This window comes from Kitasatospora atroaurantiaca (assembly GCF_007828955.1).
Taxonomy (GTDB): Bacteria; Actinomycetota; Actinomycetes; order Streptomycetales; family Streptomycetaceae; genus Kitasatospora; species Kitasatospora atroaurantiaca.
Genome location: NZ_VIVR01000001.1, coordinates 6597807 through 6614797, shown reverse-complemented (window position 1 = coordinate 6614797; position 16991 = coordinate 6597807). Strand labels below are relative to the sequence as shown.

Here is a 16991-nt window from a genome sequence, read left to right as displayed (position 1 = left end):
TGTGACCGATGACATGTGAAATATTACGGCCCACCATCCACCGTCCGGAAAGGACCGGTCAGTTGCGCAGACTGTCCGCAGCCCTCGCCGCTGCGCTCACCACCAGCGCGATAGCAGCGACCCTCCTCGGCACTCCCGCCCAGGCCGCGCCGACTCCCAGGACCGTCGTCGCCGACCAGGGAGTCGACGGCACCGAGGGCCCCGAGCAGCCGCTCGCCCCGCTGGAGCGCGAGCGTCAGTCGCTGCGCACCAAAGCGCTGGAGCAGCTCAACAAGGGCGCCGTCGCCAAGACCTCCGACGGCCGCGCGCCGTCCAAGGTCAAGGTCGGCAACGACTACGTCCAACTCGCCCAGCAGCGCAAGGACAAGGTCTTCGTCATCCTCGCCCAGTTCGGCGACGAGGTCGACAACTCGACGCTCTACAACGGCCAGCCGCGCTACGGCGGCACCCCGGGCCCTCGGCACAACACCATCCCGAAGCCCGACAAGAGCGACACCCACACGCTCTGGAGCGGCGACTTCAACCGCAGCTACTACCAGCAGCTGTTCTTCGACGACACCCCGGGCGCGGTCTCACTGCGCAACTACTACCGCACCCAGTCCTCCGGCCGGTACGACGTCGAGGGCACGGTCAGCGACTGGGTCACCGTCCCGTACAACGAGGCCCGCTACGGCAGCAACAAGGGCCCGCAGGGCAGCGGTGCGTGGACGCAGGGGCAGGAGTTCATCCGGGACGCCGTCAAGGCCTGGTACGACGGCCAGATCGCCAAGGGCCGTTCGGCCGCGGACGTCAAGGCCGAGCTGGCCCAGTACGACGTCTACGACCGCTACGACCACGACAAGGACGGCAACTTCAACCAGCCCGACGGCTACCTCGACAACGTGGTCGTGGTGCACGCGGGCGTGGACGAGACCTGGGGCGGCGGCGCCCAGGGCGCGGACGCGCTGTGGGCGCACCGCAGTTGGGCCTTCGGCGATCCGACCGGCCAGACCGGTCCGGTGGGCAACCGGATCGGCGGCGTCCCGGTCGGCGACTCCGGCCTCTACGTCTACGACTATCTGCAGGGCGGCGAGAACAGCGGCGTCGGCCTGTTCTCCCACGAGTACGGCCACAACCTCGGCCTGCCCGACCTCTACTCGCTCACCGGCGGCGACAACAGCGTCAACTTCTGGTCGCTGATGTCCTCGGGGTCCTACCTGGGCAAGGGGAGAAACACCACCGGTGCCTACCCCGGCGACCTCGACGCGTGGAGCAAGCTGCAGTTCGGCTGGCTCAACTACGACGAGGCGCAGGCCGCGACCAGGTCCAGTCATGCGCTCGGGGTCAGCAGTTACAACACCGACCAGGCCCAGGCCGTCCTGGTCCACCTGCCGCCGGGCCGCACCACCACCGACCTGGCCGACCCCGCCGAGGGCAAGGCGCAGTGGTGGAGCGACACCGGTGACAACCTGGACAACTCCCTTGCCCGGACGGTGGATCTGACCGGCAAGGCCTCGGCCTCGCTGGACGCCGCCGCCTGGTACGACATCGAGCAGGACTACGACTTCCTCTCCGTCGAGGCCTCCACGGACAGCGGCAAGACCTGGAAGCCCCTCGGCGGCACGGTGAACGGCGCCCCGATCGGCAACACCACCGCCAACACGCCGGGCCTGAGCGGCACTTCGGGCGCCTGGGCACAGCTGCACATCCCGCTCGACGCCTACGCCGGCGGCCAGGTCAGGCTGCGCTTCCACGTCACCTCGGACGGCAACACCCATGGCAAGGGCGTACTGGTGGATGCCGTGAAGGTCACCGCGGACGGCTCCGAGCTGTTCGCGGACGGCGCCGAGAGTGGCGGCCAGGGCTGGACCGAGACCGGCTTCACCGTGCTCAACGGCCGGAGCGCGGTCAAGGAACACCCCCGGGCGTACCTGGTGGAGAACCGCCGCTACGTCGGCTACGGCGCCTTCCTGAAGACCGGCCCGTACAACTTCGGCTACAGCGGTGTGGAGGGCAAGCAGAACGTCATCGACAACTACCCCTACCAGGAAGGGGTGCTGATCTGGCTCTGGGACACCGCCTATGGTGACAACAACACCAAGGACCACCTGGGCGGAGGCCTGATCCTGCCGATCGACGCGCACCCGGCGCCGATCCGGTTCGCCGACGGCACGCTGGTCAACGGCCGGGCACAGAGCTTCGACGCGGCCTTCTCGCTCAAGCCGACCACGGCCTTCACCCTGCACAAGGCGGGCGTGGCGACCAGGTTCGGCGCGGAGCCGGCCGTCCCGGTCTTCAACGACCACACCGGTGTCTACACCGACCCGGCGACGCCGCAGCTCGCGGTGAACGTCCCGGACACCAACACCCGGATCGAGGTGGTCCGGGAGACCCGTGGCGGCATGCTGACCACCGTCAAGGTCGGCCCCGCCTCCTGAGTGACCCATCGGCGAGCCCCGGCCCCCGCGCAGTTGCGGGGGCCGGGGCTCGCCGCCGTTCAGTACCCGTGCCGGGCGGCTCCCGTGCGCAGCAGGGCGAAGGCCGTCCCCGCGTCGGCGACGGCCTGGCGGTGGGCCTCGTCCAGCGCCTGGCCGCCGGCCAGGCGGGCCCAGTTGGTGCGGCCCAGCACCTGGCGGACCGTGACGAACTGGGCGGCCAGCAGCCCCGCCGTCAGCTCCGACGGGCCGGGCAGGGTCTCGGCCAGCGCCTCGGTCAGGGCTTCGGTGTCGGCGGCGATGTAGTCGAGCAGGTGGGAGGAGAGGCTCGGGGTCTCGTAGATCAGCCGGTGGAACGCCAGCACCTGCGGGTGGTCGCACAACCCCGTGACGGGGTCGTGCTCGGCCAGCCGGTCGAGGTAGTGCCGCTCCAGGGACTCCAGCGGGGACATGCCGGCCGGGCGGTCGCGGACCACCCGGCCCGCCTCGCCCTGGTGGTCGGCGATGCGGTGCAGGACCAGCTCCTCCTTGGTGGCGAAGTAGCGGAAGAGCGTCGGCTTCGACACCTCGGCCCGAGCGGCGATCTCCGCCACCGAGACCTGGTCGAAGCCCTTGGCCAGGAAGAGCGAGATCGCCGCGTCGGCGATCGCCTGGCGGGTGCGTTCCTTCTTGAGGGTCCGCAGACCTCCGGTCTCGTTCATGGGGCAATCATAAACCTGGATACTTTTGTTACTGGGTTGCGTTTCTTACCCGGTTGCTGTTCCATGGGGTTACCGCCACAGGGAGGACGGCAGAGATGGCAACCGTGCTGATCGTGGGAGCGGGACCGACCGGGCTGACGCTGGCGTGCAGCCTCGCCCGGCAGGGCGTTCAGGTCCGCATCGTCGAGAAGTCACCCCGGTTCCACCGCAGTTCGCGGGGCAAGGCGCTCAACGCCCGCAGTCTGGAGGTGCTCGCCGACCTCGGGCTCGGTGCTCGGCTGCTCGCATCGGGCCGCACCCACCTGCGCTTCCGCAAGTACTTCGCCGGCGAGTTCGTCGCCGAGACCGACCCCTTCGCCGACTCCCGGCCCACCCCCGACGCCCCGTACGACAGCGGGCTGTTCCTCCCGCAGTGGCGGGTCGAGGAGCTGCTGAGGGAGCAGCTCGCCGAGTACGGCGTGAAGGTCGAACTCGGTGTCGAGCTGGTGGACCTCACCCAGGACGAGGACGGGGTGACGGCCCTGCTCGCGGACGGCGGCCGGATAGCCGCCGACTACCTGGTGGGCTGCGACGGCGGGCGCGGCCCGGTCCGCAAGCGGCTCGGCGTCGCCTTCGAGGGAACGAGTGACCCGGAGCAGGCCATGGTCTGCGGCGACGTCGAGGTCTCGGGCCTCGACCGGGACGTCTGGCACCAGTGGTTCGGTCCGGAGGGTGCAGTGCTGCTCTGCCCGTTCGAGGGCACCGACATGTGGCAGTTCCAGGCCGTCCCCGAGCGCGACGCCGAGGGCCGCCTGGTCGAGCCCTCGCTGGAGAGCTTCCAGCGGCTCTTCGACCGCTATGCCGGCCTGCCGGGCATCCGCCTGAGCAACGCGACCTGGCTCTCCACCTGGCGGGTCAACGTCCGGATGGCCGACCGCTACCGGGTCGGCCGGGTCTTCCTGGCCGGGGACGCCGCGCACGTCCACCCGATCGCGGGCGGCCTGGGCATGAACACCGGTATCCAGGACGCGTGGAACCTCGGCTGGAAGCTGGCCTACGTGCTCACCGGCCGCTCCGGGCCCGGCCTGCTGGACAGCTACCAGGAGGAACGCCTGCCGATCGCCGCCTGGACCCTCGACGTGACCGCCGCCGCCCTCACCGCCGTCATGGAGAGCGCCCGGACGCCGGGGGCCGGCCTGCACGCGGCCCGCATCACCGACGGCTCGGGGCTCGGCATCGGCTACCGCTGGAGCACCCTCTCGGACGACCGCCTCGGCGGCACCCTCCAGGCCGGCGACCGGGCACCGGACGCACCGGTCCTGGCCGCCGACGGCACGCCGGTCCGGCTCTTCGACCTCTACGCGGGCGGGCACTTCACCCTGCTGTCCTTCGGGTGCGGGCTTCCGGACCTCGACGGCCCGGTACGCGGCTTCGCCGTCGGCGCCGGTCCGGGGTCGCTCACCGACCTGGACGGCCACGCCCGCCGCGCGTACGGCGTCAGCGAGGACGCCGTGGTCCTGGTCCGGCCGGACAACCACGTCGCGCTGACCGTACCGGCGGCCGAGGCAGGGGCAGTCCGCGCCTACCTGAACGCACTCGGGCACTGACAGGGCACGGGTGGCGCGGTACGTACGATCAGTGCAGTTCAGGACGGCGGACAGAGGAGGGGACAGTGCCCACGTTGGGTTCGTTGGCCGAAGTACCGGAGCTGACGCTGGCGTTCACACCAGGCGCGTCCGAGCGCGAAGCGGAACGCACGGTGGTGGGCGCCGCCCTCGCCCCGGCGGAGGAGCCGCCGGGCCCGGACCTCGCGGACCGGATCGTCCGCACCGCCCTGGACTGCGGCTGGGCGGACGATCCGCGGCGGGCCGCCCGCCACCTGGGCCGGCTCGCCGCCGCCAAGGTGGCGGCGCTGGCGGTCCCGGCCACTGCCCTCCCCGCGGCTCTCGTGGAGGCGGCCGGCCGGCACGGGGTGCCTTTGCTGACGGTGAGCCCGGACGTCCCCTGGTCGCGGGTCGCACAGGTCGTCGCCGAGGAGCGGCTGCGCGAGACTCGGGAGCACCTGGCCCAGCTGGAGCAACTGCTGGGCCACGCCCGGGAGCAGGGCCCGGAGGACCGGCGGATCGAGCGGCTGCTCGGCTGGCTGGCCCGCACGGTCGGTGGCAGGGCCGTGGTGCGCTGCGGGCGGCACGACAGCCGCCCGGCCGAGGCCTGGACGCTCCCGACCGCGGTCGAGCGCACGACCACCGACATCGCCGAGGGGGGGCTGCGCTCTGCGGCCATCGACGACGCGGGGCTGCACATCCGGCTGCACGCGATCGGGCGGCGCCGTCCGTACCCGGTCCTGGCCGTCGGGCGGACGGCGCCGTTCGACGGCCGCGCCAACGCCCTGGTCACCCATGCGGCCGACCTCCTCGTTCCCCTGCTGCAGGTCGACGACGGCGAGGCGGACCGGCGGCGGCTGTCCGAGGTCGCGGCCGCCCTGCGCGTCGCGGTGTTCCAGCTGCTGATGGGCGGTGAGGTGACGCTCGCGCAGCGGACCGCCGAGGGCCTGGCGCAGGGCCTGCTGGACGCCGAGAACGCGCGCGTCTACGTCCTGGAGGGGCCGGCGGTCGAGCGGGACCGGCTGGCCCTGGAGTGCGCAGCGGCGACCAAGGGCCGTGCGCTGGTGGTCCGTTGTCCTGCGTACGACCAGCACCTGATCATCCTGGCGCCCTTGAAGCAGACCCCTTCCGCGTCACCGGACGGCTGGGACACCGTCGGGACCACCCTTCGGCGGCTCGTCGCCGACAACCCGGAGCGCTTCCTGGGCGGCAGCGGCCCGTTCCCGCTGTCGCAGACCGCGGGTTCGTACGGCGACGCCACCCGCGCCCTGGCGGTGGCCCGTCTGCAGCCCGCGCGCGCGGCCCTCTACGCCGCCGAGAGCCGGCTGGCCGAGGTGCTCGACCCGCGGGCGGCCGCAGGCTGGGCCGCCGCCGTGCTGAGGCCGCTGAGCACCCTTCCCCTGGGCAGCCAGGACCAGATGCTCGGCACCCTGCACCTCGGGTTGGAGTTCCCCGCGACCAGCGCGGGCAAGATCCTCGGCGTCAGCCGCAACACCGTCCGGGCCAGGCTGGACCGCGCCGCCGGTCTGCTGGGCCTCGACCTCTCGGAGGTGCGCGCCCGCGCGGTGCTCCACCTGGCCCTGCGGGTCTTCGACGGCGAGGCACCGGTGCCGGCCGAGGTGGACCTGCCGGACGTGCTGGCCGGTGAGGGTGCCCGCACGTGGGCCGCCGAGCTGCTGCGCCGCCTGGCGGAGGACGGCCGCGACCTGCGGGCAACGCTGCTGGCGTGGCTCGTCGGGAACACCAGCGTGGAGCAGACCGCAGGCTGCCTCGGTCTGCACCCCCAGACCGTCCGGGAGCACCTGCGCAGTGCCGAACGCCTGCTCCAGCGCCAGCTGTTGTCCGGTGGCGGGGGCGTCTACGAGGTGGCGCTGGCCTTCGCCGTCCTGGGCGAGCTGGCGCTGCCCGAGTGCTAGGCCTGGGCCTGAGCGGGCGGCCGGCCGTCGGACCGTGCACCGGTGACTGTCCCCGGCCGCCCGACCGTGCACCGGTGCGGTACCGCCGGGCCGGGCACCCGTCCTAGAGTCGGCTCAGCGGCCGCTCCGGGAGCGGGCCGCACCTGAGCTCACCAGGCGGATGTCCGCTGCTGCTGCGACCTCGGTCGCCGGCTCCGCCTGGTGCCAGAGGGGCTCACCGGGCGGCCTGCCATCGGCGCCGCCTGGTGAGCGACGGGCCGGCCCGGGCCGGGGGCCCCACTCCCCGCCCGGGCCATGCGGTGCCCGGTTACCGACGCAGGGTCAGCAGGCCGCCGAGCGGGACGTGCAGGGCGAGCTCCCGGCCGTCCACGGTCGGGGCGGCCTCGGCGACGGTACGGCCGAGGCAGTCCTGGACCAGCACGGCCAGCGGGCCCGGCGGCCGGTCGAAGGCGAGCCGGACCAGGGTGTCCGCGTCGGCGTTGCCGAGCAGCAGCACGTCCCAGTCCCCGCCGACCGGCACCGGCACCGGCGCGTACCGTCCGAAGGCCAGGCTCCGGCCGTGCCGGGCCTCGATCAGGGGGTAGGCGAGTTCCGGGCGGTGCGGGCGGAACTCGCCGCACTGGAGCAGATCGGTGTGCTCGCGCATGACGGAGAGCCAGAAGCGCAGGGCGGCCAGCTGCTCGTGGCGCTGCGCCCCCAGGTCGACCGACACCTGCGGGGTCGCGAAGAGCACCGACAGCAGCAGCACCGCGATCTGCTCGGGCCGCTCGGACGGATGCCAGGTCAGCGGGTCGGCGTGTACGGCGAGCGGCCCTGCGGTGAGCCGCAGGTCGGCCGTGCGGGCGCGGTTCTCGGCGGTGTTGTGCGGGCAGTCGGTGGCCCGGACCATGGTCGCGTACGGCCGCAGGCCGGGCCCCACATAGTCCTGCCGGTGCTCGATCAGCACCTCGGGGCGGGCGGCCCGCAACCGGTGGTCCAGCTCGGCGAGCAGCTTCTGCACGCCCTCGGCAACGGTCGCGCAGTCCGCCTCGGGCGAGGCGGCAGCGGTGACAGCCGTGGCGGCCGTGCGGGCGAAGGTGTCGATGAAGTCCACCTTGAGGCCGTCCACCCCGTACTTCTCCACGGCCGCGGACAGCCGCTCCACCTGGTGGCTCCGGACGGTGGCACTGCGCGGGTCGAGGACGTACGTCTCCAGCTGCGGCAGGTGCGCGAGCGAGTGCCCGGCCAGCTCCGCGACGGCGGCGCTGCGGTCTCCGGCGAACGGAACGGCATGCCAGAGCAGGTAGTTGAGGCCCAGCGCCCGCACCCGTGCGACGTGCCCGGCGAAGTCGGGGAAGGCGGCCGGGGCGGGCTGCCAGTCGCCCGTGGTGGCGTAGGAGCGGGAGGTCTCGTCGGTCTGCCAGCCGTCGTCCACGATGACGGTGCCGAAGCCGAGCGGGGCGGCGAGGGCGGCGAGCCGCTCGACGTCGACGGCGGTCATCGCCAGGTGCAGCGCGTACCAGGTGCAGAACACCGGCTCGAAGGCGGCGGGCGGAACGGCCACCGGCGGCAGCAGCGTGGCCCACCAAGCGGCGCAGCCCCGTACGGCGTCGGCGAAGTGACGCTGACTCAGGTCGAGGAGCAGGCGCAGGGACGGGCCCTCGTGCTCGACCCACCAGCTGAACTCCCCGGTCTCCTCGACGACTCCCTCGCCGATGCTCACCGGGAGCACGGGCTCGCCCACCGCGAAGGTGCACAGGGCTCTGTCACCGGTACCGACCAGGCTGCCGACCGGCGCTCCTTTCGGCAGCGAGGCGACGCGCGGGGCGAGCCAGGAGGGCGGCAGCCAGCGGGCGCCGGTGTCCGGCGTCCAGTAGGCGGTCGCCCCGGTGCACGGCAGCCGCCACTCGACCCTCAGCCGTTCGGGCAGTCGGTCGTCCGGCCGGACGGCGGCCACCTCCACCAGCACCACGCCCGGCACGTCCTGCGGCGTGACCGTGACGGTCAGGTCGCGTGCCCCGATGGCTGTGGCGCGGGCCCGCAGGCCCGGTACGTCCAGCTCCCGGGTGGTCTCGGTACGGCCGGAGGGGCGGGCGCTGCCGTCCCAGCCGATCGGGGTCTCGGTCACGTGGGTGGAGCCTTTCGGGTGGAACCCGTACGGGCCGGGCGCGGAAGCGGTCAGGACGCTCGGCCCGTACGGGAGTCGGGGGTTGAAGGTCAGCGGCGGAGCGGGCCCTCGCAGGTGAAGTCGGCGGTGCCGGCCTGGCCGCTCGGCCAGACGTCGACCTTGCCGAAGTAGCAGTTCATGTCGTCCAGGTTGTTGGCGACGCCCTTCGTCCGCTGCAGGATGAAGTAGTCCACCGTGGCCGACATGTCCTTGAACACCTGGTCCGCACTGGCGGAGTCGGCGAGGTTGGCGGTGATCCTGCCGGTGCAGACGAAGCGCATCGGCTTGTTGTCCCAGTCGCCGTTGTCCTTGCAGTTCGGCGTCATGTAGGCGGCCTTGGTGAAGGCGGCCTGCACCTCGGACGCGTAGGCGTACTGCAGGTTGCCGTTGGCGGTGAAGCCGGTAGTCGGGACGTACAGGGTGTCCACGATCTTGATCTGGGCATCCAGAAAGGCGTTGTACTCGGCCTGCAGGCCGGTGTCCGCGCCGACCCGGTTCCGCCAGGCGTTGAAGCCGGCCGGGTCGTCGGCGCGCTGGTAGCCGTACATCTCGCGGATCAGCGAGGGGTGCTTGAGCCAGAGGAACTCGAAGAACGTCCCGGCATAGTTGTAGAAGTGGAAGGCCGGGGTGTCGTTGTACGTCGCGTGGATCAGCTGGTTGACCGTCAGGCGCGGGATGCCGGCCGCCTCGTCCTGGGCCAGCTTCCTGACCAGCGACTTGCGGACCAGGATGCCCTGGTCCCGGGTCGAGCCGTCGAAGAACTCCGCCGTCCCCTCGTCCATCGCGGTGGTCATGTCGCCCGCGTACCAGCGGTCGTCACCGAAGTAGCCCGGCACTGCCCAGCGGCCGTTGAGGTAGTGGGTGTACTCGTGCCGGAACAGCTCCTCCAGCGTCAGGGTGGAGTCCTGCGGCACCCGGCGCTGGTAGGTGTAGAAGGTGGCGCCGCGCTCGATGTAGATGCCGCCGTTGTTGGTGCCCATCCCGGTGAGCAGCGGGTGGTAGACCTCGTAGTCGGCGCGCGAGGCGTACAGGTGGATGTGCAGCGTGGAGTTGGTGTCGCCGGCCAGCGGGACGTCGGTGCCGAGCACCCGGAAGTACTGCGTCTTGACCTGCTTGCTGGCGTAGTACATCTGGTCGACGGTGGCCTTGTCGAGGGCGGTGTGCACCTCGACGGCGCCGTTGTCGTACTTGTAGGTGTTCGGGAAGAGCTGCGCCTCGATCTGGTCGGTGCAGACGTTGTACTGGGCGCAGACGCCGTAGAAGTTGGCCCAGCCGACGATCTTCACCCACGGGTCGGAGAAGGCGCCGAAGGTGGCCTTGGTGGTGTTCAGCAGGTCGCCGAGCTCGGCGACGATGCCGGATTTGAGCGAGGCTATCTGGCCGAAGCGGCCGTACTCGCCCATCGCGTCGCGGGCCATCCAGGCGTTCTTGGTGCCCTTGAGGTGGGCGAAGCCGGCGAAGGAGCGGAAGGCCGCGCGGTAGGCGGCGTCGGCGGCGACCGCTGCGGTGAAGGGCGCGTCCCCGTTGTAGATGCCGAGGTAGTTGATGTTCAGCGCGGCGAGGCCGGCGGTGCCCCAGGCCCAGCTGTCGGCGACGGCGGTGCCCGGGCCGAACTTGGCGAGGATCTGCTTGACCAGGCCGAGGTTGTTCTGGCGCAGGCCGGTGCTGCCGGCGGTGATCGTCATCTCCCGGACGGTCGCGCCGGCCGCCTCGGTGCCGTCGAAGGCGTGCGCGCTGCCCGAGTAGGCGGTGATGGCCTGCTGGATCGCGGCCAGGGTGGGGGCGTCGGTGACGTCGATCTCGGAGTGGTTGAAGTCGAAGTACACCGTGGCGTGCAGGAAGGTCCACAGCTCGTAGAGGTGGGCCGAGCCGGTGCCGTCGTCGGTCGCGGCCAGCTGCACGATCCTGTTGGCGACGGCCTGGACGTGGGCGTCGTCCATGGTGGTGGCGTACCGGGCGTCCCAGGTCCACAGGAAGCTCTTCAGGCAGCCGTCCACGGTCACGGCGGGGTCGGTCAGGAAGGCCGTCAGCTGGGCGGGGCTGAGCCCGGTCATACCGTCGACGGTGCAGGGCACGCCTGCGGCGGTGGTGGCCGATCCGGAGGCGGACGCGGCCAGTTCGGCGGCCGTCGGCGCGGGCCGGCCGACCCGGTCGGGCAGCATGCCGGGGACCAGCGAGCTGCCGAGCGAGCCACCGCCGGGGGCGGGCGCCGCGCTGCCGGCCTTGGCGACGACGTCACCGACGCGGTCCACGTCGTCGTACGCGGTGGGCAGGGGCTCGGCCGGCGCGGTGGTCGAGCTGCCGGCCGCGGCCGGGCGGGTGAGGGCCTGCGCGGTCTGGACGGCCGGCAGCGTGAGGGAGGCGGCCAGTGCGGCGGCGAGCAGAACTCGGCGCGCGGTACGGGGGTTTGACACCTGTGCTCCTGATGATGTTGAGGTGTGGGGGTGAAGCGGAGCGGTGCGGTGGTGCGTCCGACGGTGCGGAAGTCAGGCCTCCGGGAAGTGGCAGGCGGCCTGGCGGGTGGTGCCGGCGGTGATCTGCAGCAGCGGGGGTTCGGTGCGGCAGACGTCCTGCGCCTTGGGGCACCTGGGGTGGAAGGTGCAGCCGCTCGGCGGGTTGGCGGGGCTCGGTGGGTCGCCGAGCAGGACGATCCGCTCCCGCGCCCGCTCGGCCGCCGGGTCGGGCAGCGGAACGGCGGAGAGCAGCGCCTTGGTGTAGGGGTGCGCGGGGTTGCCGTACACCTCCTGCTTGTCGCCGATCTCGACGATCCGGCCGAGGTACATCACGGCGACGCGGTGGCTGATGTGCTTCACCACGGCCAGGTCGTGGGCGATGAAGACGTAGGCCACGCCCAGTTCGCGCTGCAGGCGCTCCATCAGGCCGACGATCTGCGCCTGGATGGAGACGTCGAGGGCGGAGACGGGCTCGTCGGCGACGACCAGTTCGGGCCGGGTGGCCAGCGCGCGGGCGATGCCGATGCGCTGGGCCTGGCCGCCGGAGAACTGGTGCGGGTAGCGCTCCAGGTGCTCGGGGGCCAGCCCGACCAGCTCGATCAGCTCGCGCACCTCGCGGCGGACGGCGTCGGGCGCGGTGCCCTGGGCGCGCAGCGGCGCGGCGATGATCTGCTGGACGGTCTTCCGGGGGTTCAGCGAGGCGAACGGGTCCTGGAAGATGATCTGCAGCTTGCTGCGCAGCGGACGCAGCGCGCGCTGGCCGGTGCGGGTGATGTCCTGCCCCCGGAAGTCGACCTGACCGGCCGTCGGGTCCAGCAGCCGGACCAGCATCCGCCCGGTGGTGGACTTGCCGCACCCGGACTCGCCGACCAGTCCGAGGGTCTCCCCCGGCCTGACCTCGAAGCTCACCCCGTCCACGGCCTTGATGCCGGCCTGGCGGCGGAGGGTGCCGCGCGGGCCCGGGAAGGTCATCCCGAGGTCGCGTACGGTCAGCAGTGCGGTCATCCGGTCACCCCGTCGAGTCGGCAGGCGTTGTGGTGTGCCTCGGCGACCTGCCGCAGCAGCGGGCGCTCGCCCGTGCACAGCTCCGACTTCTCGGCCGCGTACACCGGGCAGCGCGGGTGGAAGGCGCAGCCCGCCGGCGGGTCGAGCAGGGACGGCGGGCTGCCCGGGATCGAGCGCAGGGCCTCGCCCTCCTCGGCGTCCAGCCTCGGCAGCGAGTCCAGCAGGCCGCGGGTGTACGGGTGCCTCGGGGCGGTGAACAGGGCGTCGGCGGGGGCCTGTTCGGCGGCCGAGCCGCCGTACATCACCAGCACCTCGTCGGCGACCCGGGCGATCACCCCGAGGTCGTGGGTGATCATGATGATGCCGAGGCCGCGGTCCTGCTGGAGCTTCATCAGCAGTTCCAGCACCTGGGCCTGGACGGTGACGTCCAGCGCCGTGGTCGGCTCGTCCGCGATGATCAGGTCGGGTTCGCAGGAGAGTGCGAGCGCGATCATGGCGCGCTGGCGCATACCGCCGGAGAACTGGTGCGGATGTTCCGTGGCCCGGCGGGCCGGTTCGGGGATACCCACGTCGCCGAGCACCTCGACGGCCCGCGCCCGGGCGGCCTTCCGGCTGCCGCCGTGGTGCTCCCGGTACGCCTCGGCGATCTGGTCGCCGATGGTGAAGTACGGGTGCAGGGCGGTCAGCGCGTCCTGGAAGACCATGGCGATCCGGCGGCCCCGCAGCCTGCGTACGGTCTCCTCCGGCGCCCCGAGCAGTTCGGTGCCCTCGAAGCGGACCGAGCCGGTGACCCTGGCGCCCCGGTGCAGGCCCATGACGGCCAGGGAGGTGACGGACTTTCCGGAGCCGGACTCGCCGACGATACCCAGGGTACGGCCGCGCCCGACGCTGAAGTCGACGCCCCTGACGGCTTGGACGACGCCTTCGGCGGTGTTGAACTCAACTGCCAGATCCTTGACTTGGAGCAGCGTGTTGACTTGGGGCAGCGTCACGACAGCCTCGCCCTCGGGTCGATCCAGGCGTAGACCAGGTCCACGACCAGGTTGGAGGTGACGATGAAGAAGGAGGCGAGCAGCGTGATCCCCATGATCACGGGCTGGTCGGCCTTGTTGAGCGAGTCGGCGAAGAGCTTGCCGACGCCGGGGAGGCTGAACAGCGACTCGGTGATCAGCGCACCGGCCAGCAGACCGCCGAGGTCCATGCCGAGCATGGTGGCCACCGGGGTCAGCGCCGGGCGCAGCCCGTGCTTGCCCACCACCCGCCGCTCCCGCAGGCCCTTGGCCCGGGCGGTCCGGACGAAGGGTTCCGCCATCGTCTCGATGACGGAGTTGCGGGTCATCCGGGCGTAGATCGCGGCGAACATCAGCGCGAGGGTGATCCAGGGGAGGATCAGGTTGCGGATCCAGCCGACCGGGTCCTCGTCGAAGGCGATGTAGCGCGGGTAGGGCATCAGCCCGAGGACCGAGACCACCAGGTAGAGCAGGATCATCGCGGTGAAGTAGACGGGCAGCGCGGCGATTCCGATGGTGCCGATCATCACGGTCCGGTCGATCCAGGTGTTGCGGCGCAGGGCGGAGAGCACACCGGCCGAGAGGCCGAGCACGAGCCACAGCACGGCGGCGCCGAGCGCGAGCGAGGCGCTGGCCGGCAGCCGGTCCATCATCAACTCCCAGACCGGCTGGGCACTCTGGAAGGAGTACCCGAAGCAGGGGAAGTCGCAGCTGACCGCGTAGTGGCCGCTGCCCATGGTCTGGCCGGCGAAGATGCCGAGCACGTAGCGGCCGAACTGGACGATCATCGGGTCGTCCAGGCCCATCTGCTGCCGGACGAGTTCGATGTGCTCGGTGGAGCAGTCCTTGCCGCAGAACTGGGCGGCCGGGTCGTTCGGCAGCAGGTAGAAGATGGCGAAGGTGAGCGCGCAGATGACCAGCAGGGTGGCGGCGATGCCGATCAGACGCCGCAGCAGGAATCCGATCACGCCCGGCTCCCCTTCGGGTCCAGGGCGTCGCGCAGCGCGTCGCCGAGCAGGGTGAAGGCCAGCACGATCAGGAAGAGACAGGCGCTGGGCAGGACGAAGAACATCGGGTCGACCTTGTAGTAGAGCACCGAGTCCGCGATCATCTGCCCCCAGGAGGGAGTCGGCGGCCGCACCCCGACGCCCAGGAAGGTCAGCGCCGCCTCGGCCCCGATCAGGCCGGGGATGGCGAGCGTGACGTACACGATGACGGTGCCGGTGAGGTTGGGCAGGATCTCGGTGAACAGGATCCGGGCGCTGGAGGTGCCGCAGGCACGGGCGGCCTCGATGTACTCGCGGTGCTTGAGGGACATCGTCTGACCTCGGATCACCCGGGCGATGTACGGCCAGCCGAAGACGCCCATCACCACGATCAGCAGCAGGATGCGGTTGACGTCCCGGGCCACCGAGAGCAGCGCGATCATGAAGATCAGGCTGGGGAAGGACATCATCACGTCCATGAACCGGCTGATCACGGTGTCGATCCGGCCGCCGAAGTAGCCGGCCGTGATGCCGAGCAGCACGCCGATCAGAGTGATCATCAGAGCCGCGCTGAACGCGACCAGCAGGCTGATCTGGGCGCCGTAGAGCAGCCGGGCGAAGATGTCCCGTCCGAGCATCGGCTCGACGCCGAGCCAGTGTTCCGGGCTCACCCCGCCGAGGCTGCCCTTGGGCAGGCCGCCGAGGTACTGGTTGACGGCCTTCTTGTCGGTGTCGGCCGGGCCCCTGCCGCTGATCGCGGTGAGGACCGGGGCGAGCAGGGCGGCCAGGACGAAGAAGCCGATGATGCCGAGGCCGGTCAGGGCCGCCTTCTGGCGGCGCAGCCTCGTCCGGGCCAGCTTCCAGGGGGAGGCGGGGAGTTGGGTCGGGTCTTCGGTGCGGGCGGGGACGGCGGGGCTGGCCGCCGCCCCCGCTCCCCCGGATGCGACCGGGGGGAGCGGGGCGGTCATGGGGCGGCTCCCGACTACTTGACGGACTTGAGGCCGATGGCGGCGTAGTCGATCTGGCCGGCCCAGACCGGGTGGGCGTACGCACCGGCGATGTTGGAGCCGACCAGCAGCGGCTTCTTCTGCCAGACCAGCGGCACGGCGGGCGACTCGTCCATGATCTTCGCGTCCAGCGCCAGCCAGGCCTGGTTGGCCTTCTGCAGGTCGGAGAGGCCGGCGATGCGGTCGAGTTCGGCGTTGACCTGGGGGTCGTTGAAGCGGCTGAGGTTGCCGTAGTTGTTCTTGTCGACGATCGAGCGGCCGTCGTAGATCATCGGCAGGAAGGTGGCCGCCGACGGGTAGTCGGGGCACCAGCCGCCGACCGAGAGTCCGGGCTGCTTGGCCTTGTCGCCCACGATGCCGGAGACGGCGGTCGGGTCGACGGTGCTGATGGTGACGGTGACGTTGACCTTCTTCAGCGCCGCCTGCAGCGCCTCGGCCTGCTGCTTGCCGCCGGTGGAGGTGATCAGCTCGGTGGAGAAGCCGTTCGGGAAGCCCGCCTCGGCCAGCAGTGCCTTGGCCTTCTCGGGGTCGCCGGCCGGCTTGATCAGGAAGTGGTCGACCGGGGCGCCCTCGGTGAGCACCGGCGGGAGGTAGGTGGTGGCGATGTCGTTGAAGGCCGGCCCGCCGAACGAGGCCTGGAACGCCTCCTTGTCCACCGCGTACTGCATCGCCAGGCGCACCTTGGCGTTGTCGAACGGCGCCTTGGTGTTGTTCATGTCCAACTTGGTGGTGCAGCCCGCGTTCTCGCTGATCAGACGCTTCTTCACGTCCGGGTTGGTGAGCACGTCGCTGACCTTGGCGGGAACGAGGTCGACGTACGAGATCGCGTTCCGGTCGTCGCCCTGGTCGGCGATCAGCCGGTCGGCGATGCCGGTGCCCTTGAGGGTCTGGTCGACGACGATCTTGTCCGGGTAGGCCTTGCGGACCGGGTCGGTCTTCTCGTCCCAGTAGGTGTTGCGGACCAGCACCATGCGCTTGCCCCGGTCGTACGACTCGATCTTGTACGGGCCGGAGGAGAACGGGTGGTTACTGTAGTTGGCGCCGGCCTCCTTGGCCTTCGGGACGGGCGCGAAGGTCGGCAGTGTGACGGTGTAGCCGAACTCGGCGACCGGGCGCTTGAGATGGAAGACGATGGTCCTCGCGTCCGGGACGTCGATCGCCTCCTTGCCCAGGCGCTCGCCGCCCAGCGGACCGGCGTACTTCTCGGGGGCGTTGAGGTAGCGACGGGCGTAGTCGGGGCCGCCGGGGAGCTCGGCTGAGAACGAGCGCTCGACGTTGTACTTGATGTCGTCGGCGACGATCGGCGTGCCGTCCTCGTACTTCAGACCGTCCTTCAGGTGGAAGGTCCAGGTCTTGGCGCCGTCGCTCGGGGTGCCGAGGTCGGTGGCGAGGTCGGGCTCGATCTTCAGGCCCTCGGAGCCCGGGGCCGCCTTGAAGGTGGTCAGGGTGCGGTAGAGCAGTCGCACGCCGACGTCCATCACGGGCATGGTCCAGTTGCGGGTGGGGTCGAGCTGGTCGAAGTCCACGTTGGACAGGATGTTGAGGGTCCCGCCCTTGACCGGCGTACCGCCGATGATTCCGTTGCCCTCGGTGGTGACACCCTTCTGGCCGGTGTCGTCGCCGGTGTCGGTGCTGCTGGTACACGCCCCGAGCCCGAGGGTGAGTGCTGCCGCGATCGCCGCCGCGATGGCAGCGTGAGTACGCCTGGTCATGTGCAACTCCGCAGTGGGGGGCCGCTGTTGTGGCCTGTTACGCCCCGGGGATGGTCCG

At 71.4% G+C, this 16991-nt stretch carries 11 protein-coding genes; 3 read left to right on the top strand and 8 right to left on the bottom strand.

Features of this window, described 5'->3' with window-relative positions; translation table 11 throughout:
• The first annotated feature begins 62 nt into the window (after positions 1-62).
• Positions 63-2417: an immune inhibitor A domain-containing protein gene (locus FB465_RS29675; RefSeq protein ID WP_246192914.1), complete on the top strand. Its 2355-nt coding sequence runs from the start codon at positions 63-65 to the stop codon at positions 2415-2417.
• Positions 2418-2476: 59 nt separating this feature from the next.
• Here FB465_RS29675 and FB465_RS29670 read toward each other — a convergent pair whose 3' ends face one another.
• Positions 2477-3115, bottom strand: coding sequence for a TetR/AcrR family transcriptional regulator (locus FB465_RS29670; RefSeq protein WP_145795479.1), 639 nt, complete (start codon positions 3113-3115; stop codon positions 2477-2479).
• 95 nt (positions 3116-3210) lie between these two features.
• On the opposite strand from FB465_RS29670, the gene FB465_RS29665 reads away from it, so the two are divergent.
• On the top strand, positions 3211-4701 hold the full coding sequence (locus tag FB465_RS29665; protein ID WP_145795477.1) for an FAD-dependent monooxygenase: 1491 nt from the start codon (positions 3211-3213) through the stop codon (positions 4699-4701).
• 83 nt (positions 4702-4784) lie between these two features.
• Positions 4785-6614, top strand: a complete 1830-nt coding sequence (locus FB465_RS29660; RefSeq protein ID WP_145795476.1) for a helix-turn-helix domain-containing protein — start codon at positions 4785-4787, stop codon at positions 6612-6614.
• 307 nt (positions 6615-6921) lie between these two features.
• Here the strand turns inward: FB465_RS29660 and FB465_RS29655 are convergent, their stop codons facing one another.
• The 7 genes from FB465_RS29655 to FB465_RS29625 all read right to left on the bottom strand — a co-directional run bounded on the left by FB465_RS29655 (position 6922) and on the right by FB465_RS29625 (position 16933).
• Positions 6922-8721 carry a glycoside hydrolase family 36 protein gene (locus FB465_RS29655; RefSeq protein ID WP_145795474.1) on the bottom strand — a complete coding sequence of 600 codons (1800 nt, stop codon included), beginning with the start codon at positions 8719-8721 and terminating at the stop codon, positions 6922-6924.
• An 89-nt stretch (positions 8722-8810) separates the two neighbouring features.
• On the bottom strand, positions 8811-11174 hold the full coding sequence (locus FB465_RS29650; protein WP_145795472.1) for a collagenase: 2364 nt from the start codon (positions 11172-11174) through the stop codon (positions 8811-8813).
• Positions 11175-11246: 72 nt separating this feature from the next.
• Positions 11247-12218, bottom strand: a complete 972-nt coding sequence (locus tag FB465_RS29645) for an ABC transporter ATP-binding protein (RefSeq protein WP_145795470.1) — start codon at positions 12216-12218, stop codon at positions 11247-11249.
• The gene (locus tag FB465_RS29640; RefSeq protein WP_145797670.1) at positions 12215-13204 is read right to left on the bottom strand and encodes an ABC transporter ATP-binding protein; all 990 of its coding nucleotides are present in this window, start codon (positions 13202-13204) and stop codon (positions 12215-12217) included. Before FB465_RS29640 ends, FB465_RS29645 begins: the two co-directional genes overlap by 4 nt.
• 2 nt (positions 13205-13206) lie before the next feature.
• On the bottom strand, positions 13207-14196 hold the full coding sequence (locus FB465_RS29635; protein ID WP_145795468.1) for an ABC transporter permease: 990 nt from the start codon (positions 14194-14196) through the stop codon (positions 13207-13209).
• Positions 14193-15182: an ABC transporter permease gene (locus tag FB465_RS29630; protein ID WP_145795466.1), complete on the bottom strand. Its 990-nt coding sequence runs from the start codon at positions 15180-15182 to the stop codon at positions 14193-14195. The genes FB465_RS29635 and FB465_RS29630 overlap by 4 nt, the downstream gene beginning before the upstream one ends.
• Positions 15183-15196: 14 nt before the next feature.
• Positions 15197-16933: an ABC transporter substrate-binding protein gene (locus FB465_RS29625; RefSeq protein WP_145795464.1), complete on the bottom strand. Its 1737-nt coding sequence runs from the start codon at positions 16931-16933 to the stop codon at positions 15197-15199.
• Between the last annotated feature and the right edge of the window lie 58 nt (positions 16934-16991).

Excerpts from the sequence above, each read along its gene's own strand:
- FB465_RS29670 (WP_145795479.1), bottom strand. The coding sequence starts at position 3,115 with ATGAACGAGACCGGAGGTCTGCGGACCCTCAAGAAGGAACGCACCCGC.
- FB465_RS29665 (WP_145795477.1), top strand. The coding sequence starts at position 3,211 with ATGGCAACCGTGCTGATCGTGGGAGCGGGACCGACCGGGCTGACGCTG.
- FB465_RS29645 (WP_145795470.1), bottom strand. The coding sequence starts at position 12,218 with ATGACCGCACTGCTGACCGTACGCGACCTCGGGATGACCTTCCCGGGC.
- FB465_RS29630 (WP_145795466.1), bottom strand. The coding sequence starts at position 15,182 with ATGACCGCCCCGCTCCCCCCGGTCGCATCCGGGGGAGCGGGGGCGGCG.
- FB465_RS29625 (WP_145795464.1), bottom strand. The coding sequence starts at position 16,933 with ATGACCAGGCGTACTCACGCTGCCATCGCGGCGGCGATCGCGGCAGCA.